The organism is Streptococcus sanguinis (genome assembly GCF_050223295.1).
GTDB classification, from domain to species: domain Bacteria; phylum Bacillota; class Bacilli; order Lactobacillales; family Streptococcaceae; genus Streptococcus; species Streptococcus sanguinis_X.
This window is the reverse complement of sequence record NZ_CP071424.1, coordinates 1,991,572-2,011,397: the sequence shown is the minus strand read 5'-3', so window position 1 is coordinate 2,011,397 and position 19,826 is coordinate 1,991,572. Positions and strand designations below refer to the sequence as shown.

The window sequence follows — 19,826 nt, the reverse complement described above, 5'->3', positions numbered from 1 at the left end:
GATCTTGATGGAGGATACCCCAAAAATTGAAGCAGAGCTGACAATCCTGCAGAAGCTGTTCTTCTAGGATTGTCCTCAGCTATCGCTACCATCATTGAAAGGAACTTTTTGTTATATGGTTCGTCGTCATACACCTAGTCTCTCATTTGAAGTATTTCCTCCCAATCCGGCAGTAGGCAATGATAAGATTTTTCAGGCATTGAGAGAGATGCAAGATTTGGCTCCTCACTTTATCAGTGTGACAGCCAGCAATAATAAGTTTGACATTGAGGAGACGACGGTTCGTTTGACCGAGTTCATCGCCAATGATCTCCAGATTCCAACGATTGCTCACTTACCTGCGGTCTATCTGACCAAGGACATGGTGTCCAATATCTTGCAGTCTCTAGATCGGGTTGGTGTCCATCAGATTTTAGCTTTGCGAGGGGATATTTTTCCAGATGTGGCGCCTAAGGATGATTTTACCTATGCGACTGACTTGATCGAATACATCAAGACAGAAGCGCCGCACTTTAACATCATCGGAGCCTGCTATCCAGAGGGCCATCCAGATTCGCCAAATCAGATTTCAGATATTCAAAATCTCAAGAAAAAGGTAGACGTTGGCTGTTCTAGTCTGGTGACCCAACTTTTCTTTGACAATGAGCGCTTTTATGATTTTCAGGATAAGTGTATTTTAGCTGGTATTGAAGTGCCCATCCATGCTGGGATTATGCCGATTCTCAACCGGAATCAGGCTCTGCGCCTGCTCAAGACCTGTGAGAATATCAAGCTGCCGAGAAAATTTCGGGCTATTCTGGATAAGTACGAACATGACCCAGAGTCCCTGAGAGCAGCTGGTCTGGCTTATGCTGTGGATCAAATCGTTGACTTGGTGACTCAGGATGTGGCGGGCATACACCTTTACACTATGAATAATGCTGCAACAGCCTACCATATCTATAAGGCTACCCATGCTCTCTTCAATCATAACCCATCGGTCCAATCTTTCTAAGATGAATGAAGAAACCACTAATCAGATTCAGTTGCTGTTTAGTGGTTTTTGTTTTATAATATGGATAAAAGTTTTGTCTAAATCTAAGGAGGAGCTGATGGAGCATTCGCTGACCTTGGTTAAGTCTATGCAGTTTGGCCAAGAAGATTGTTTTTTTGCTTTCTGTGGTTATTCAAAAACGGAAGCCCATCATAGCTTTGGCCCAGCTATTCGGGATGTTTATGTCATTCATATCGTACTGGAGGGGCGGGGGACTTACTCCGTTGGCAATCAGCGCTATGATTTGCAGGAAGGGCAGGGCTTTGTGGTGCCACCGGGTCAGTCGGTCTTTTATCAGGCTGATGGAGAAGAGCCATGGTCTTATGTCTGGATGGGACTGGGTGGGCACCTCTTGCCTCGTTATCTACAGGCTCTGGGACTACAGTCTGGCCAATGGTCTTTTGAGTTGCCTTCTTTGCAGGAATTTAAGGCCTTGGTCTTTGAAAGTCTGGCCTATGAGGGCACCGGAATAACAGCTGAACTAGCTCTGCAAAGGCAAGTTTATCGCTTTCTAGAGCTCTTGTCCCAGCGTCTCAAGCAGACCTCTTTAATCACGGAAAGCCGTCGGGTCAATCCTTATGTCCAGCAGGTCTTGGAACTACTGAGCAGTCATCTGCCAGAAAGTTTATCTGTACAGGAGTTGGCACAGAAATTGGCGCTGCATCCTTCCTACCTATCTCGGCTTTTCAAGGATGAAGTAGGCAAGGGGATTAAGGAGTACAGTAATGATTTGCGGCTCAATATGGCAGCTGATTTGCTGACGGGCAGCCAGCTTTCGGTGGAAGAGATTGCCAGTAAGACGGGCTTTGCCGGAACACAGAGCTTTTCAAAAGCCTTCAAGAAGGCGCGTGGCCAGTCACCCTTAAATTTTCGCAAGGCAAGCTCTCATCTGGGGCAGGAGCTGTAAAAAGTCACATTTGGATAAATAATACTAGAAAGAAAGGCTTACCAAAAGGGGGAGCCTTTTTTATAATGAAAGGAGAAGTATGATTAGAGACTGTGAAAGGAGAAGGTCATGAATAAGGCGAGTATTTGGTTTAAGGAAGAATGCAGGCAATTTCATCTGACTAATGGTGAGATTTCTTATATCTTTCGGGTTTCGGAGGATGGTAAACTCTTGCAGCTTTACTACGGAGCGGCGGTACCAGAGCGGGATTATTCTTATCTAGTGGAGCTGCAGCATCGGCCCATGACGACCTATCGGAAAGAAGGAGATTTACGCTATTCTTTGGAGCATGTGCGGCAGGAATTTCCAGAATACGGCACGACAGATTTTCGTCATCCCGCTATCTGTCTGCGGCAGGAAAATGGCTCGCGTATTACTGATTTTGTCTATGTTAGTCATCAGATAGTAGATGGTAAGCCAGCTTTAGAGGGGCTGCCCGCTACTTATACAGAGGCTCAAACGGAGGCTAAGACTCTTATTCTAACTCTGCGAGATGCATTGACAGAAGTGGAAGTTCAGCTGTTTTATACGATTTTTGCTGATTGGCCGGTTATAGCTCGCTCCAGCAAAGTGATTAATCAAGGCAAGGAAACTTGCTATTTGGAATCCCTAGCTAGTCTGTCGCTGGATCTGCCAGATGCTGACTATGAGTGGCAGCAGCTATCAGGAGCATGGGCCCGGGAACGCCATATCAAGGAGCGCCCGCTTCAGCAGGGAATTCAGTCCATTGAGTCAACCCGTGGCATTTCCAGTCCTCACCACAATCCTTTTGTGGCTCTTAAACGACCGGAAACGACTGAGTTTTCAGGTCCAGTGCTAGGAGCGGCCTTGGTGTACTCAGGCAATTTTCTCATTCAGGCTGAGGTGGACACCTATGATGTGACCCGGCTGCAGATAGGCATCAATCCTTTTGGCTTTGAATGGAAGCTGGCTGCGGGTCAGTCCTTTACCAGTCCAGAAGCTCTGCTGATTTACTCTGAGCGGGGCCTCAACGGCATGAGTCAAGTCTTTCATCAGCTGTTTCGCCAACGCCTAGCTAGGGGCTACTGGCGCGAGCGAGCGCGTCCTGTTCTCATCAATAACTGGGAAGCTACCTATTTTGACTTTAGTGAGGATCAGTTGCTGGAGCTTGCTGAAAAGGCTCAGGAAGTAGGAGTGGAGCTCTTTGTGCTAGATGACGGCTGGTTTGGCCAGCGGACTAACGACCGCACTGGGCTGGGGGATTGGTTTGTCAATCCAGAAAGGCTGCCGCGGGGTCTGGGCTCGCTAGCAGAGCGAATTCACGGTTTGGGCATGCAGTTCGGTCTTTGGTTTGAGCCGGAAATGGTCAATAAGGACAGCCAACTCTACCGAACTCATCCTGACTGGCTGCTTGCAGTGCCAGATAGACAGCCCCACCATGGTCGGAACCAGTTTGTTTTGGACTATTCTCGGCCGGAAGTAGTGGATGAGATTTTTGAGCGTCTGTCAGCGGTTATTGAGGAAGCGCAGCTGGATTATATCAAATGGGATATGAATCGCCCTCTGACGGATGTCTTCTCAGCTGCCTGGCCAGCTGATCAGCAAGGAGAGATTTTTCACCGCTATGTCTTGGGTGTTTATGACTTGTATGAACATTTGATCAGTCGCTATCCCAGATTGTTATTTGAGTCCTGCTCTTCAGGTGGGGGCCGCTTTGATCCAGGTATGCTCTACTATGCTCCTCAGGCTTGGACTAGCGATGATTCGGATGCGATTGAGCGCTTGAAGATCCAGTACGGGACCAGCCTTCTCTATCCACTTTCGTCTATGGGAGCTCATGTCTCCATCGTGCCCAATCACCAGACCAACCGTCTAACTCCGTTGAAGACGCGAGGGAATGTCGCCTTTTTCGGTTCCTTTGGCTATGAGCTGGATCTTAATCAGCTAAGCCCAGAAGAATTGGCTGAAGTCAGGGAACAGATAGCTTTTTACAAACGCCATCGAGAGCTAATTCATAATGGAACTTTTTATCGACTGCAGTCGCCATTTAAGGAAGATGGGCAGACAGCTTGGATGGTTGTCAGTCAGGATCAGAACACTGCACTTTTAGGCACTTTCAAGGCCCTCAATCAAGTCAATCGCTCTCATCAGCGTTTGCAACTGAAAGGACTGGCTTTGGATAAGGTCTATCGGCTAGAGGGGCGTGCCTATACGGGGGCTGAGCTTATGCGAGTTGGACTGGTCACCACGGACGCTTCCAGCGGTCAGCTTTTAGAGGATTCTGAGCAAAAGCCGAGCTATGACTTTGATTCCAAACTCTGGCTGTTTGAAGCAGAGGATGAGTAGATAAGCTGGGAAATAAAAAGAGCAGAAGGAACAAGCTGATTAAAAGCTGTCCTTCTTGCTTTTTCCTCTGAGAAAAAAAGGATAGTACCATTATCTCTGATAATTCTATAGGAAAAGGATTTCAAAAAGGTATATAATAGGATGAAGAGTTCGTAAAGTAATACTGGCCAAAAATGAGAGGATTTGTAAAAAATGAAGAAAGCATTTGCCAGTTTGGATTGTTAGAAGAAAGCACTCGGCAAATGCGAGGAAAAGACGAGAAAGAAGGGAGTTTTATGACGAGAAAAATCATCTTTCTGGATGTGGACGGTACCGTCATCGACTATGATAATCATATACCGGAGTCTGCTGTGGTCGCCATTCGCAAGGCACGGGAAAAGGGGCATCTGGTCTATGTCTGCACAGGTCGTAGCAAGGCTGAGATGCCACCGAAAATTTGGGATATTGGCTTTGATGGCATGATTGGTGGCAACGGTTCTTATGTGGAGCATAAGGGAGAGGTTGTTCTGCACCAGCTGATTCCACGAGATGTCGCTAAAAGGCTAGTGGACTGGCTTCAAGAGCGGAGGCTAGAGTTTTACCTAGAGAGTAATAATGGCCTCTTTGCTAGCAGGGGCTTTCGCGAAGCAGCGCGACCAGTGCTTCGAACCTACGTCCTTGGAAAAGGTGTCAAGCCAGAAAAAGTATTAAATATGGAAGCTGAAGAAGCTCTTCACGGCTTGGTCTATGGAGGAGAGCTCTATCGGGACGACCTGAACAAAGTCAGCTTTATTCTCAGAAGCTACCAAGACCATCTGGATTCCAAGGCAGCTTTTCCTGAGCTCAAGGCAGGTACGTGGGGTGGCAAGGGCGAGCATGCTCTCTTTGGTGATTTAGGAGTCAAAGACATTACCAAGGCGCATGCTATTGAGGTTCTGCTGAAGCATCTTCATGCTGATAAGGCAGATACTCTGGCTTTTGGCGATGCCAAGGTTGATATTCCTATGCTGGTCTATTGTCAGGTCGGCATTGCTATGGGAAATGGCGGAGCGGAAATCAAGGCCATGGCCGATCTGGTGACAGACTCGGTCAGTCAAGACGGTCTCTACAAGGCCTTTGAAAAGTTAGGACTCATTTAAAGGAGAGATGATTGATGGTAAAAACACTTTATCTGATGCGGCATGGCCAAACGCTTTTTAATCTGCGCCACAAGGTGCAGGGCTGGTGTGATGCTCCTCTGACTGATTTTGGCATCTATCAGGCCAAGGTGGCAGGGCAATATTTTAAGGATGCCGATATTACATTTGACGATGCTTATAGCTCTACTCAAGAGCGGGCCTGTGATACCTTGGAATTGGTAACAGACGGGAAGCTTCCCTATAAGCGTATCAAGGGACTCAAGGAGTGGAACTTCGGGACCTTTGAAGGGGAAAGCGAGGATCTTAATCCGCCCCTGCCCTATGGAGATTTCTTTGTGACCTATGGCGGTGAATCACAAGATCAGGTGCAGGAGCGTATGGCAGCGACCATTCTCCAGCTCATGCAAGAGACGGATGGTCAGTCTGTGCTCATGGTCTCCCATGGCGGGGCTATGGCCAATTTTGCCAGAGCTTGGCGGAAAAACTGGCGTCTGGATGACCTAGGTCACATGACCAACTGCGGGATTTTGAAGTTTACTTTTGAAGATGACCAATTTTACCTAGAAGAGGCCATTGGCCACGATTTTAGCGAATGGGAGGGAAAATGAAAGATTTATATTTGATGCGGCATGGTCAGACTTTTTTCAATCAAGAGGGCTTGGTACAGGGAGCTTGCGATTCTCCTTTGACAGAACTGGGGCAGGATCAAGCCCGGCAAGCAGGAGCTTATTTGCAAGAGCGGGGCATTCGTTTTGGTCAGCTCTACTCCTCCACCCAGGAGCGGGCTTCTGATACTTTAGAACTTGTCTCCGGTCGGACCGACTATACTCGCCTTAAAGGCATTAAAGAATGGAACTTTGGTCTCTTTGAAGCCCAGCCTGAACGCCTGCAGCCGAAATTTCGACCAGGAGCCACCTCATTTGAAGACCTATTTGTTCCTTATGGTGGAGAAGGAGTGGACCAAGTCGGTGAACGCATGCTGGTCACTCTGACGGAGGTCATGGAGCAGGCAGGAGCAGAGCCAGTCTTAGCTGTTAGCCACGGCGGTGCCATGTGGGCCTTCTATCTCAAGATTGCAGCGCAAGCCTTGGATCCTAAGGTGCGCTTTGGCAACTGCGCCATCTGCCATTACCATTATGAGCCGGGACACTTTAAGCTGGCAGAAGTCATTGATCCGCTAACGGGTAGTGTGTATGAATGTGAATGAAGACTCAGAATGATTATCACTAGAATAAAAACCTCAGATTTTTCTGAGGTTTTTTGGTTTATACTTGGCTGTAGGTTTCACGACGACTTAGTTTTGTATCTTCTTTTTTGCTGGGTATTGGCTGTGCCTGGATTTCTTTATTCCACTCACTTCGAGTAAAGACCATGGAGAGTAGTGCCAGAGCCGCAAAGGCTGCTCCTACGTACCAGTAGGGCATATCCAGCGTCGTTGAGCGACCAGATAGGTTGACGATGCCACGGAAGAGCATGCCGGCTGTCATAATGGCTACAGCTGAGTTCCAGAGGTTGAGGCTGAGCCGAGAGAGATTAGGGATGCCCTTCATAAAGAGCAGGAGGAGGATGCCACCCACCAGAGGAATGGTGAAGAGATAGTGCATATGGCTAGATGTTTCGCCGAAGCTGAAGGATTCATAGATTCTGCTGAAAGCAAAGAAGAAAATAGTTAATAGGGCGTAGATAAGGGCTGTTTTTCTAAAACGCTTTTTGCTGGGATTAGTAACCGATGTAGACAATATCACTCACCGACCTTTCTGAGATAGTGTTTCCGTTGGTGGTAGGTTTGTTAATGACCTGACCGTTAAAGTAAAGTGTAGAGGAGCCGCCGCCATCAAGGTTGTAGGCGGTCTTGACACCGTAAGATTTCATGATTTCTGCCATCTGGTAGAGGGAAAGTCCCTCGCTTTCTGAGGTGCGTCCGTCTGAAACGATGATGATGTAGTGGTTTTCATCAATGATACCGATAGCAGTCCGGGGATTGGAAGACATAGACTGGCCGACTTCGGAGTTGGTATCAACGGCAATCTCACCATTTTCTACAAGAGATGGGCCGAAGGCCAAGAGATTGACCACACCGTCTTTGACCAGTTGATCGGCAGAGACTTGGTCTTCATAGATAATCTTGAAGGAGCCGTCTTTGTAAATAGCCAAATCACCATTGCTGGAGTCTTCTCGGACGGTATCGCGGTAGACGACGCCATTGCGGATGACATAGCCAGTCGTATTGGCTCCATAGTAGTCACCATTGACCGCTAGGATGGCATTGTTGTTGGCGGCCGTTTCTGAGGTCTTGGCGGTGACATTGTTTCCGTAAGTGTTTTGGGCAAAGGCTGTTTTCAGGTATTCTGATGAGCTGACGGTCACATCAGCGATGTAGACCTGGGTGTTGCTGACGGTCTTTTCAGTTAGCGTGACCGAGATGTTGTCGTCTGAATAGCTGGTATCCGTCACAGTTGCTGTTTCGGCAGCCTTGCTGGCAGCCTCGGCATTGGATGACGAACTTGCGCTTGAAACCGTGGAAATGGTCTCTGCGATGACAAAGGTTTTCAGCATGGAGTAGCTGAAAGAAGCTATTAGAAGCAGCCCGAAAATGGAGGCGTAGACATAGCGTTTCTTTAAAAATTTCATGATGCGGTGTGTGTCCTTTCCTTAAAAATAAATCTCTTTTGCACCATCCAGGAGACGGTAAAGAGCAAGATGCCGACAATGATTTTGACAATCAGAAGATTGAGGCCAAAGACAGCATAGAAGAGGCGAATCAGCAGTGTATCTAGGATAAAGAGCACTACAGCTAGGCTGAAATAGCCAGTTCCTGTCTTGAGTATACTGTCGTCGTTCTTAAAGACCAGCTTTTTATTGGTCGAATAGTTAAAGATTGAGCTGGTTACGCGGGCAATCCCATTTGCGAGAAGAATTCTCAGGCTGATTGGCACAGCAGTTAAAAATAAGAGAGCCAGTGCGTAGACGATGTAGTCCACGACGAAGCTGCTGAGAGAAGTCAGGGCAAATTTGAATATATTTTTATAAATCATGAGCCCATCCCGAATCGGCCGGAAGTGCGAGCCTTGATTGTCATTGATATAGACCGTCTCAATAGGCACTTCCAAAATGGGATATTCCTTGCTGGCTTCTAAGAGCATGTTCATTTCATACTCATAGCGCTGCCCCTCTACCTTTAGCATAAATGGAATCATGTTGGTCGTAAAGGCTCGCAAGCCTGTCTGAGTATCGGAGACACCCACGCCAGTCTGAAGCTTGAAGAGAGCCCGAGTCAGACTATTACCGAATCGGCTGCGTAGGGGCACCTTGCCAGTAAAGGCGCGTGCTCCCAGAATCAGCCGATTAGGATTTTCAGAAGCCTTGCTCGCTACACGGAAAATATCCCAGGCCTTGTGCTGGCCATCCGCATCTGCTGTTACAACCGTTCCATAGTTCTTCAGTGTCTGGATAAAGGTAAAAGCAGTTTTTAGCGCTTGCCCTTTGCCTTGATTGACCTGATGACGGAGCACGGTCGCGTATTGCTCTGCCTGTTCAAAGACTATCTGGCATTTGGAAGAGCTGCCGTCATCGATAACAATGATATGAAAATCACTTTTATGGTGAATTTTTTTTATCAGCTTAATAAGATTATAATCAGGCTCATAGGCCGGAATCACTAGATAATCCATATCCATACCTCTTTCTTAGATGATTTGTAGAAAGTATACAGACTGCGGCTTAAAGATTCCTAATATAAGTTAGTTTTAAGAAAATGTTAACATTTCTTTAAGGAAAGAGCATGGAAAGGAGAGGAGGGAAGATGTTGGTGGGGATGGAGCCGGATAATACATAACTATCTTAAATGAGTCTTAAAAATTAGGAAAATAAATATGAAGATACTCCAACTTTTTATTAAAAAACTATAACATTGTACCAAAAATATTAACAGTATAAGAAATATGCGTTATAATATTAACGGTATTATATTATAGAAAGGTTGTCTTATGAAAAAATCATTTCGTAAAGTTGTTATAGCTTCGGCTGTCATACTGAGTGCGATGGCTTTTCAACCTCATGAGGTAAAAGCTTTCGATTTTGGCGGAGGTTTTAGTAGCTCTAGTTTTGGAAGTTCTTTCTCATCCTCTGATTATGCGCCAATCAGTTCTAATTCTAGTTCAAGCTTAAGCAACATCAGCACAAGCGACTACCGTCCTATTAGTACACCGTCGGTAAGCGAAAGTGTCAGCAACGTTAGTTCGAGTGACTATCGTCCGATTAGCACACCGTCGGTAAGCGAAAGTGTCAGCAATGTTAGTTCGAGCGACTACCGTCCTATTAGTACACCGTCGGTAAGCGAAAGTGTCAGCAACGTTAGTTCGAGTGACTATCGTCCGATTAGCACACCGTCGGTAAGCGAAAGTGTCAGCAATGTTAGTTCGAGCGACTATCGTCCGATTAGCACACCATCGGTAAGCGAAAGTGTCAGCAATGTTAGTTCGAGCGACTATCGTCCGATTAGTACACCATCGGTAAGCGAAAGTGTCAGCAATGTTAGTTCGAGCGACTACCGTCCGATTAGTACACCGTCGGTAAGTGAAAGTGTCAGCAGCGTTAGTTCGAGCGACTACCGTCCGATTAGTACACCGTCGGTAAGTGAAAGTGCCAGCAGCGTTAGTTCAAATGACTATCAGCCAATTAGTACACCATCAGTAAGCGAAAGTGCTAGCAACGTTAGTTCGAGCGACTATCGTCCAATTAATACACCATCGGTAAGCGAGGACGCTAGCAATATCAAGCCTAGTGATTACAAACCAATCAGCGATTCTTCTGTAAGTGCTTCGGACAGCTTGGCGGATTCTGTTGATTATAAGGCGATTGCTGGTAAAGATGATGCTGTAACGACAGACAGTCTTGCCAAAAAAGGTAAAGATGATGCCTTGAAAATGGCTGATTCTAAAGTGGAACAATCTGCAACAGACGCTTTGGGGGCAGTAGATTTTACCGAAAAGGCCTTGGAGTCTGCCAATACCGGAGCTCAAAAATCAAGTACAGGCAGTAGTCGCTATAACTTAGCTGTCTCACCGGAAGTTGAAACAGCTTTAGATTCCTTGTCAGAAGAACATAGAAATCAGTTTATTAAAGCGTTGAAAGACTATGGTTATGGTCTGAATAATTCTGAAACGTCGACTACTATAACTCCAGAGTATACTTTAAGCTCAACTTCCTCAAGTAACAAGGGAAAGTTAGATTTTACTCCTTATGGTCAGTCTACTCTTACTGATAGCCAAGGTCAGCCTACATCGGCTTATCAAGACTTGTTGGATCTTGCAAATAGTAAAGAAAGTCAGCCTCTATTTAATCAATCTGCAAGTAATGACTATCAGATCAAGAAAGGTGATAGCTTAGCCAAAATCGGCAATCTCCATTATCCAGATGATAAGGAAAAAGCAGCAGCAGCTTCTATGCTGGCTCTTCAGGATTTGCATGGGCAGAATAAGCTGAACATCAATAATAAACAAAATCGTATTAATCTGACACCTGGTGATAAGGTCAATGTAGATTTATCTAACTATACATCAGAAGAAATCAGTGCGTTAGCCAAAAGATTTAACAAAATCCAGTCGGCAGAAAATAAAATTGATACTTTCCGTCAGGCTCAAGAAGAAGCTAAGGCCTTGGCGCGAGCTCAAGAAAGACAAAACAGAGCTTCTCAAGTAAGACAAACTCGAACCGAAGCTAGAAATCTTTCCAAAGACCAAGCGAAACAAAATTACACGCAGCTGACCCAACAGGCAACACAGAAAAGTCAAGCATCTACTTATAGCTCTCCTTGGAGCAGCACGATGCAACAAATACTCTCTTTGGGTAGAACAAAAAAACCAGATCTTGCATATACCAAGGATGGTAAGCAAGTAGCAACGACAAACCGATACAGAAACGCAAGTATCCATGATGCTTACGCTGCTGTTAAGAATCAGGCGATTCCTAAGGTAAATTCAGTTCCTAATCTTGTGAACGAAGTCAAACCAGGAGCGGTAAGTAAGTTTTTCAGCGAAAAAATTGCTTTAGATTCCAGTGGATTGAATAAAGAGTTAGCTCAAGCAAAAATTTCTCCGAATGATCATAGTTTTGACGCATATAAAAGAAGGGCTGCGATTTCTGGCAAAGCTATTATAGCTGCAGCTAAAGAACAAGCTAATGATACTGTAGGTGGCATAGCTACTATTGCTGACTTTGGTGTTGATATTGCTAGAGCAAAAATTGATGATTGGGGATGGAGTAAGCTATCCAATGAAGATAGAAAAGAAATCAACAATCGATTGAATGCACTTGGTCAAGGACTTTCTGATAAGTGGAACGCCGCTAAGGGTTACTATAAGAATAATTCATCTTCTGAAATGTGGTCCGATGCTCTAGAACTTGCAGGTAGATTTAACCCTGTAGTTTTAGCAAAAAAAGCTAAACAAAACTTTATGGCTGGAGATGGTCTAGCTCAGAAAGAACAAGCAAAAACTGTTTTAGAATTCGTACCTGTATCGAAAGCATCTCTAGCTGGAAAAATTGCAAAAAATGGCGTTGGTAGTGCGGCACATGCTATTGCTTCTAAAACTGGTAAAGTCTTAAATACAGCGGAAAGTTTTGGAAAGAATCTATTTGATGCCACTAAGAGTAAAGTTGATAATTTTGGTGAGAAATGGTTCCCACAACCTTCAATGGTGACACCAGAAGGTTTAGTGCTTGATGTTCCAAAACCATCTCGTTCTAAATCAGCTTCAGTATATCTCAGTACAAAATCTGATTCTGACCTTGCTTTAATTAATAATAAAAGTAGAGGCAAGAACACTTCTTTTGAATCTAAATCCACAGATAATACAAATGTAGCTGTTGAAGCTAGTCAGTATAGGACACCTGAAAGTATCATTGCTGATAGAACAAAAGGTTTAGATTTAGAACCGCACCCTATTAATCGTCCGCTGCTTTCAGGGAAAAGAATGCAGGAACTTAAGCAAAAATTTGATAACCGTACTATTACTAAAGAGGAATATGATTTGTATGATTGGAATAAAAGATTTACTCAACGAAGAAATGAGGGAGTAGAATCTTTTTGGAGAGATGAAAGAGGTCGTTTGTCAAGAGGGGAAAAAGGAACTCGGAATTGGTCTGATGATCAGATGAAAGATATTTTGAGTGGTAAGAGAGCTAAATTTGATGAAAAAACACTACAAGGTCACCATGCATACAGTGCTTCCAAATATCCTCATTTAGCAAATCGGAGCGAAGTTATCTATCCTGCTACATTTAACGAACATTTTCATGGATGGCATGGTGGAAACTGGAAGACAAGTTTACCTGGGCAACGAATAAAACCAATTGAAGATTTTTAATATTGAGAGGAAAAATGAAAATCATAGAAATATTTATTGAATATGTTAATGATAAAACTTTGACATATAAAATTTTAAGAGAATATACACCACTCTCTTTATCTGAAATAAAATCTAGAATAGATAATCATGATGCAGTGATAATAGTAAATGATTTAAAACTAGATGAGTTAAAGAAAGCTAGAGAGATAATTCGTAGTTTAAATAATATAGGGACAGAAGTTACTATAAAGGATTTTACAGGCGATATAACGCTAAAAATATTGGATAATATTATCTCTAGTTATGAAGGTATAGCGGCAGATACTGAAAAATTGGATTCACTTATTCTTAGTGATGAATAATAAAATATAAAATCAGACTACATAGGTAAATAAGTATTGCTAGATATTGTTTTTGTGGAGTTAAGATGAGTAACTTGTTCAAACTTATCCTCCATAACAGATGAATTCGCAAAGGAAGATTTTAAACGCTTTAGCGGTTTGAATCGCGTTATTATTGTTAACCTAGAAATAAACTATTTCTTTGGTTTGTAGGGTATTTTAAAATTTTTTGTTGGTAATCATATTTTTTATTTCAAATAATACACATTTCACGCATTAAAATCTCTCTGGAATCTAACAACATTAAGTTAATAGCGCTTCAGGGCAATTTTAGACAATCATCTTTGGAATTTAGAATTTATTCTGAGTTCCAAAGATGATTTTTTAGGTGATAGATGCAATGAAAAACGTTGCGATGACACTAAGAGAATAGTACGATTGTTGGGAGATATCGCATAGTAAGCAGGAACGATAGCAAACATTTTATTTTGCAGTGTTTAAAAGGCGCTCGTATGGAGAAGAACGAAAAGTTTCTAAAATCTTATGAAAAATTCCAAGAAGCATTTGTTTGGGATAGTATTCGTGGTAAAATATTGGAAGATGAATAAAAAAAAGAATATAAATCGAATAAGGTTGGATGCCCAGTATCAAGCATCCAGAAAACAAGGAGAAGCGAATGAAAAAATTCCAGAATTTTAAATGGCAGATGTGGCATGTGCATTTGATCGGGCTAGTGGTGTTTTTCTTGTCAATTTTTATCTGTGGATTCTGGTACCAAAGTTATGAGGAAAAACTAGTTTTAAAAGAAAATTATCTTACCGTAGGTCAAAATCAGGGGATAGTAGAAATTGAATACATTACATCTATACCGTCTGTGTCTGCATCCTTAAAACGCCCTCTCGATAAGGATGAATATGAATCAATTGATATTGGGAGTCATTATATAGTTTTCCAAGATTCTAGAACAAGAAAAGATGAAGGTTATACCAAAGATCAACATGAGTACTTTAAAATTCACTATTATCGTTTTGATCATAAAGGAATCAAAAAAGAGACAATGGATTTGCTTGAGATTGCGTATGAGCAAGGTTTTGTGGGGCTAAGTGGTAGAATAAAGTTATACAGCGATGGTAATGATGACTATGTTGGAGTTTGGACTAGAGAAAAGCAAATGCTCTATATCAATCTCCGGACTCAGAAAGTTAGCAGGAAAGAACTAAAAAAACTATTTGACTGGGAAATTAAAGATGATATTACTGGTAAGGATGCGATTACATGGGTCAAAAGAGAGGAGAAATGATGATTAAAAGAGTATACCGAGGTTTTATTTCATTATTCCTTTTTTTCCTTTCTCTGCTTCTGCTATGGTTCTTGGGGATAAAAAATTTAGAAAGTCGCCTAAAAGCAGGCTACCAAGCTCAATATTTTAGTGGAGACGTTCAAGTTAAAAGCTTCAATCTTGATGATGAAAAAAATTGGGAATCTTTGGAAGTGTCTTATATTTATAGTGAAAAAGTTGGGAGTATGGTTTATACTTTTCCTATTAAAAAAAATATGAGTTGGTTGGATCTTATTTTGCCAGCCTACAAAGGAGAGGTTTTTTATCCAATATCTTCTAACATGCCTGCATATTCAAGAGATGGATTGGGTAATTATGGTTATGAAATATACGAATCAATAATTAAGAAAGTCTTTGAAGAAAAAAAGGAGTATAAGATTATTGAGAGGGATTTTGCAAAAAGGTTACAAAAGTCATCTGAGTTAAAAGGGGCTAAAATTAATTTGAGAAATGCTCTTTCTGATAACTATATGGATAGTCAATCCATCCATTGGCTAGATCAATCTAGACTAGAGAATATCCAAAAAAGTGATACGAATTTTGGCGGAGTAGAGGGGCTCTCTGTAGAAGATGCAATTGCAAATGGTCTAATTTACGTTAGTATCGATTTGCAGAATAATTTGAGCGAAAATGAGAAGACCGATATTTTAAAAAAGATATTGAAACAGTTAAATGATGAAGATCCTTTGCCAAATGGGATTTATCGTCTAAAAGGTGAAGAAAAAGGGCTTGCTGTTGAGGATGGGAAATTAAGATTGGAGAATTGGTGATGAGAAAATATCGTGGGAGCGTAAATTTTAAAGATGGAGATTTTAAGGCAGAAGTAATTTTCATTTTGGTTTATTACTTTGGTATATTTATTTTTCCAACGGTTGTGATTGATGATAAAGTTTTTATGTCAATCTCAGATTTGAAATCAGTTAATAGTATTAATCATTCTAATCTGGACTTGCTAGTATCGATGTCATGGTCAATCTCGCTTGTTTTGGTGTTGTCATTTATTCTAAAACGTATTCTACTGCACAAGAATTTAGAATTTTTAGCATTTCTGCAAATGTTTCTTTGTATGATCTATTGCGTCGTGGCTCTCTTCTATTTTAAAAATATTTTTAAAGTATCTTTGCTGTATAACCAGATTGGTTTATTGTACAATGTCCGTCATTTCTGTTTATTAGCCATTTTAATTGTAAATTATCAAAGTTTGAGAAACTTGCATAAACAAGAGAATCAGTATACTAGTTTAGTAGATAAGCTTCACCGCATCCTATTTACTGAAAAATAGGATTAGATAAAGATGTCTTTATGATAAGCAACCAAAAAAACGACCATAAGGGTCGTTTTTTGGTATTACTCCACTTCCAATTCTTCTTGATCAATTTTATGGGCTGTTCGGTAGGCTTGGTAAAAGATAAAGACAGCCACAGCGGTCATAGCCGGTACGATGATTGGGATGTCCGTTTCGATAGCAGTAAGCGGTGAGTTCCAGAAGAAGTGGAGAACAAAGGCTGCTAGGAAGTAGAAGAGCCCCACTCGGAAGTAGTTTTTCTGAGTCTTGGCATAGCGCAGCATGAGAGCCAGACCGAGAGTGGTCAGGGCGGTGTAGAGCCAGTGAGAGGCGACGCCGCCAGTAATGCGGCCTAGGATACCAGAGATAGTGAAGGAGAAGCCTTCGGGCAGGTCAGAGAGGATATAAGAGAAGTCCTCGCTAATCTGAAAGCCCATGCCAGCCGTAATCCCCAGCATCAAGAAGGATTTGAGCTTTTTGACGGGGACTAGATAGACAGCGAAGGCAACTGCCAACAGCTTAAGCGGTTCTTCAACCAGCGGAGCTGCGATAGCATTTTCTAGGTCACTAAGCAAAGTGTTTGGGAAGCTGGTGCTGACCCACTCGTGGATATAGGTGTTAGCCAGGCCAGAGGTCCAGCCAGAAATGAAAAGGCCGCCTAGCAGAGCTACCCCAAGACTAAGTGCAGGAGTCTGCCATTTTTTACCCAGTTGACGAATCAAGAGCAGGGCGGGGATGATATAGAGTAGGGCCAAGAGGGCTGACAGTCCGACAATCCCATAGGAAGTACCTGACATACTGCCAGTAGTATAGGCTTGTGTCTCGTATTCTAAGCCAATCGCGCTCAGAAGGAGAAAAATGAAAAGAACAATATTTTTCTTCATAAGTAACTTTCTAAAATTTTATTTTCATCCTAGTATAACAAAAAAATCCTAAATAAAACCAATTTAAAAACTGGAAATTAAGGGTTAGTATAATACTTTACTTGCCAAACTGTCTCTTTTTGTTTATATTAGTTCTATAAGGTTTCTTGGAGGCGTTTGCATGTCGAAAAATCTGTTGAGGTTGAAATTGCTAGGAAGTCCGAGTGTCTTTCTCAATCAGGAGGAAGTCTTTTTTCCTTTTGCCAAAATCAATGCTCTGCTTTACTATCTTCACATCAATGGAGCAGTCAATCGGGAGGAGATTGCAGGAATCCTCTGGGAAAACAAGGATAATCAGACCGCCAAAAAGAATCTGCGCAACACCATTTATCAAGCTAACAAGTTACTAGGTGGGGAATGGATTGTCGCTCCCAACCGGACTGTGCTGTCGCTTAATCCTGAGTGTATGATTGAAAGTGATGTAGAACGTTTCACGGACCATCCTGCGGAGCATCTGTCGCTCTATCAGGGTGATTTTCTGCAGGGCTTCTATCTCAAGGACAGCGAGGCTTTTGATTACTGGGTGTCCAAAATGCGGACGCGATATGAGCAGCTTTATATCCAAGCCTGCTACCAGCAGCTGGAAACAGAAAAAGAGCAGCTGGATTTGGAAGAGGCTGAGCGGAATTTGCGCCGCTTGATCAGCATTGATGAGTTTGATGAGAAGAACTATCATCTGCTCATGAAGCTCTATCAGGATCATGATCGGCCTGGCAAGGTGATTGAGACTTATTATAAATTGGTCAATATTTTGGATAAGGAACTGGGCATTAGTCCTACGGAACCTATCCAGCAACTATATCATGAGGTGCTTGCCAAGGACCGGAGCGAGCGCAAGACTAAGCAGTTTCTGCGCAATACAGACCACTTTTTCGGACGGGTCAATGAAATCAAGCGTTTGGAATCTTACTTTTCTAAGGTGATAGAGACTCAGGAGGCGCGTGCTCTTGTCCTAGTCGGTGGTACTGGTATCGGAAAGCGGACAGTGACTCGTCAAGTATTGGCCAATCAGACCAAGTATTTCCAGATTGTCATGGCTGAGTGTTTCAAGGAAGAGATGAAGGCAGAGCTGCAGCCTTGGCGTGGCTTGCTGGACGGCCTGGGGGACTTGGTCATTCAGCACCAGATTCTCTCTATCAGCCAGTGGCAGGTCATTTTGGAGAGTTATTTTCCTATTTTGACAAGCGGCACTTCTGGTCTTCAGTTGGATGCGGACAAGCTGGCTCAGTTTGTAGTGGATATTCTGCAGAAGATTTCTAAGAAAAAGGCTTTGATTGTCTTGATTGAGGACTGTCACTGGATGGATAAGGCCAGTGTTGCTGTCTTGGAGCAGGTCATGAATCATTTGACCGGCTATCCTGTGGCCTTTGTGCTGACCAAGCATCTGAGCACCCCTTCTTATTTGGAACATTTTTTCAATCACCTGCTGGTTCGCAATAAGCTAGGCTTTATTGAGCTGCAGCCGCTGAATTTTAAAGATAGTGTGGCTTACTTGCAAGCCCAGACAGGTCAGCTAGCCATGTCTGAAGCACACCTTGAGGATATTTATCGGGTCAGTCAAGGCATCCCTTTCTTCCTGTCGGAATACGCTGAGCAGCTCCTGCGAGGAGAGAAGTTTCATCCGCTGACTCCGTCCATCAAGGCCAAGCTGTCTCTGAAGCTGGATTACCTGAGCAGTCAAGAGGAAGAGTTGGTGGACTATCTAGCTTGCTTTAGGGCTCCTGCGTCGGTTTCGCTCTTAGCTAGGTTATTAGGCCTGCCGATGGGAGAAGTGGTCGAAATCACTGAGGACTTTGGACAGAAGCAGCTCTTGATAGAAGAGGAGCAGGGAGAGGAATTGGTAGTGCGGTTCAGCCAGGAGCTTTTGAGGATTTATGCCTATGAGCGTTTGTCGCTTACCAAGAAGCGAATGCTGCATCACCAGATTGCCCAAGGCATGGAAGACCAGTTGGGAGACTCTCTCTATCATGCTCAGCTGCTCAATGAAATCGCCTATCACTACAAGCTGTCCAAGCAGCCGATTAAGTCTCTGGAGTACGAGCTGCATTATCTTGAGGCCACCTTGCAGTTTCATCACGAGCTCTTTCCGATTTATTCACGGGAGTTTGGCTTTATTGAAAAGACGGATGATAGCAATCAGTCCGCGGTTTTAGACCAGTTTGACCGTATCCGTCGGGAGATAGAGGGCTTAGAGAGAAAACACCAGAATCACAAGGATTTTCAGCTATTGGTTCTCCGCTTTCTCTATCTAGAAGGGCGCTATGCTATCCGGACAGGGGATTACCAGCAGGGGATGGACAATATCCAGCAGGTGATTGCTTCGGCCAAGGAGCTGCAACAGATGGATTTTCTCCTAGAAGGCTATCGGCAGATGATTTACTACTGCATCCAGACGGAAAATATCCCTGAGATGCGCTACTATACGGAGTTGGCTCTAGATGCTTCGGTTCAGGCCAACAATCACGAAGCCATTGCTATCAACCTTCGACTCAAGGGGCTCTATCATCTCATGATTGGGGATGAGGAGCAGTCGCTCCACCACCTCTACCAGTCTATCGACTGTTTCAGCTTGACGGCTTCGTTGCGTTCCAAGTACTCGATTCAGATTGCGGCGGCTCTAGACTATTTGGCAGAGATTGAGCAGATTCGCGGGAATTTCACGACAGCTCTGGCTCATCAGAAGGAGGCCATTAAGTTGACGGAAAATAAAACAGCAGAGCCTTCGATTTTTGCTTTCTATATCGGCTTGGGTATGACTTACTATCAGCTGAAAGATTATGAGCAGGCGGAGCGGATTTTCCTCAAGGCGAAAACAGCTCTGAAGTCCCTTAGCTTCCCTTGGAAAGAGACCCAGTTAGAAGTTTACCTGGCCTTGATTGGCTACGAGAAGGGAGATTACCAGCCGGTGCTTGATCTGCTGCGGAAAAAGGATAGTCTCATTAGTCGCTATGGCAATCCGAGGGACAAGGGGCTGATCTACTATCTGATGGCTGTGATTAAGTATGGACTGCTGACTGGAAACTTGCAGGGAGCAGGCTTTGAAGTCTTGCTGGATCAGGACTTTGAGACCTACCATGAAACGGCTAAAAGCCAGCTCAATCCCTACCGAGATCGGCACCAGCTAAAGGAATTAGAAAACTTACGCCAAGGTCTATCTCAGGCATTAAACGCAAAATAAAAGAGGA

General features: G+C 43.5%; 16 protein-coding genes. 12 read left to right on the top strand and 4 right to left on the bottom strand.

The window, feature by feature from the left end; translation table 11 throughout:
• Nucleotides 1–115 precede the first annotated feature (115 nt).
• The 6 genes from metF to J1C77_RS09870 all read left to right on the top strand — a co-directional run bounded on the left by metF (nt 116) and on the right by J1C77_RS09870 (nt 6,611).
• Entirely contained in the window at nt 116–994 is an 879-nt protein-coding gene (metF, locus tag J1C77_RS09895) for a methylenetetrahydrofolate reductase [NAD(P)H] (protein WP_002923258.1), read from the top strand.
• A 1-nt stretch (nt 995) separates the two neighbouring features.
• The gene (locus J1C77_RS09890) at nt 996–1,940 is read left to right on the top strand and encodes an AraC family transcriptional regulator (RefSeq protein WP_002923259.1); all 945 of its coding nucleotides are present in this window, start codon (nt 996–998) and stop codon (nt 1,938–1,940) included.
• Nucleotides 1,941–2,048: 108 nt separating this feature from the next.
• Nucleotides 2,049–4,286: an alpha-galactosidase gene (locus J1C77_RS09885; protein ID WP_002923260.1), complete on the top strand. Its 2,238-nt coding sequence runs from the start codon at nt 2,049–2,051 to the stop codon at nt 4,284–4,286.
• A 275-nt stretch (nt 4,287–4,561) separates the two neighbouring features.
• Nucleotides 4,562–5,404, top strand: a complete 843-nt coding sequence (locus tag J1C77_RS09880) for an HAD family hydrolase (RefSeq protein WP_162091599.1) — start codon at nt 4,562–4,564, stop codon at nt 5,402–5,404.
• Nucleotides 5,405–5,415: 11 nt separating this feature from the next.
• Nucleotides 5,416–6,012 carry a histidine phosphatase family protein gene (locus tag J1C77_RS09875; protein ID WP_081102962.1) on the top strand — a complete coding sequence of 199 codons (597 nt, stop codon included), beginning with the start codon at nt 5,416–5,418 and terminating at the stop codon, nt 6,010–6,012.
• Nucleotides 6,009–6,611, top strand: a complete 603-nt coding sequence (locus J1C77_RS09870; protein ID WP_002919643.1) for a histidine phosphatase family protein — start codon at nt 6,009–6,011, stop codon at nt 6,609–6,611. The genes J1C77_RS09875 and J1C77_RS09870 overlap by 4 nt, the downstream gene beginning before the upstream one ends.
• 58 nt (nt 6,612–6,669) lie before the next feature.
• On the opposite strand, the gene J1C77_RS09865 is transcribed toward J1C77_RS09870, so the two are convergent.
• Genes J1C77_RS09865 through J1C77_RS09855 form a run of 3 tightly spaced genes read right to left on the bottom strand, consistent with a single transcriptional unit; the run spans nt 6,670 to nt 9,081 of the window.
• Nucleotides 6,670–7,143, bottom strand: coding sequence for a hypothetical protein (locus J1C77_RS09865; protein ID WP_002923265.1), 474 nt, complete (start codon nt 7,141–7,143; stop codon nt 6,670–6,672).
• Nucleotides 7,124–8,035, bottom strand: coding sequence for a phosphodiester glycosidase family protein (locus tag J1C77_RS09860; RefSeq protein ID WP_002907233.1), 912 nt, complete (start codon nt 8,033–8,035; stop codon nt 7,124–7,126). The genes J1C77_RS09865 and J1C77_RS09860 overlap by 20 nt, the downstream gene beginning before the upstream one ends.
• The gene (locus J1C77_RS09855; protein ID WP_002907232.1) at nt 8,032–9,081 is read right to left on the bottom strand and encodes a bifunctional glycosyltransferase family 2/GtrA family protein; all 1,050 of its coding nucleotides are present in this window, start codon (nt 9,079–9,081) and stop codon (nt 8,032–8,034) included. Before J1C77_RS09855 ends, J1C77_RS09860 begins: the two co-directional genes overlap by 4 nt.
• 1,152 nt (nt 9,082–10,233) lie before the next feature.
• Between J1C77_RS09855 and J1C77_RS09850 the strand changes: the two genes are divergently transcribed.
• The 5 genes from J1C77_RS09850 (at nt 10,234) to J1C77_RS09830 (ending at nt 15,715) form a co-directional block, all read left to right on the top strand.
• Nucleotides 10,234–12,771: a hypothetical protein gene (locus J1C77_RS09850; RefSeq protein WP_002923267.1), complete on the top strand. Its 2,538-nt coding sequence runs from the start codon at nt 10,234–10,236 to the stop codon at nt 12,769–12,771.
• Between the two features lie 14 nt (nt 12,772–12,785).
• Complete coding sequence (locus J1C77_RS09845) at nt 12,786–13,115, top strand: hypothetical protein (RefSeq protein ID WP_002923268.1); 330 nt, start codon at nt 12,786–12,788, stop codon at nt 13,113–13,115.
• A 655-nt stretch (nt 13,116–13,770) separates the two neighbouring features.
• Nucleotides 13,771–14,394, top strand: a complete 624-nt coding sequence (locus J1C77_RS09840; RefSeq protein WP_002923270.1) for a hypothetical protein — start codon at nt 13,771–13,773, stop codon at nt 14,392–14,394.
• Nucleotides 14,370–15,203, top strand: coding sequence for a hypothetical protein (locus tag J1C77_RS09835; RefSeq protein WP_002923271.1), 834 nt, complete (start codon nt 14,370–14,372; stop codon nt 15,201–15,203). Before J1C77_RS09840 ends, J1C77_RS09835 begins: the two co-directional genes overlap by 25 nt.
• Complete coding sequence (locus J1C77_RS09830) at nt 15,203–15,715, top strand: hypothetical protein (RefSeq protein WP_002923274.1); 513 nt, start codon at nt 15,203–15,205, stop codon at nt 15,713–15,715. The genes J1C77_RS09835 and J1C77_RS09830 overlap by 1 nt, the downstream gene beginning before the upstream one ends.
• A 65-nt stretch (nt 15,716–15,780) precedes the next feature.
• Here J1C77_RS09830 and J1C77_RS09825 read toward each other — a convergent pair whose 3' ends face one another.
• Nucleotides 15,781–16,602 carry a PrsW family intramembrane metalloprotease gene (locus tag J1C77_RS09825; RefSeq protein ID WP_002923275.1) on the bottom strand — a complete coding sequence of 274 codons (822 nt, stop codon included), beginning with the start codon at nt 16,600–16,602 and terminating at the stop codon, nt 15,781–15,783.
• A gap of 160 nt (nt 16,603–16,762) precedes the next feature.
• Between J1C77_RS09825 and J1C77_RS09820 the strand changes: the two genes are divergently transcribed.
• The gene (locus tag J1C77_RS09820; RefSeq protein ID WP_002923276.1) at nt 16,763–19,819 is read left to right on the top strand and encodes an AAA family ATPase; all 3,057 of its coding nucleotides are present in this window, start codon (nt 16,763–16,765) and stop codon (nt 19,817–19,819) included.
• Nucleotides 19,820–19,826: the final 7 nt, after the last annotated feature.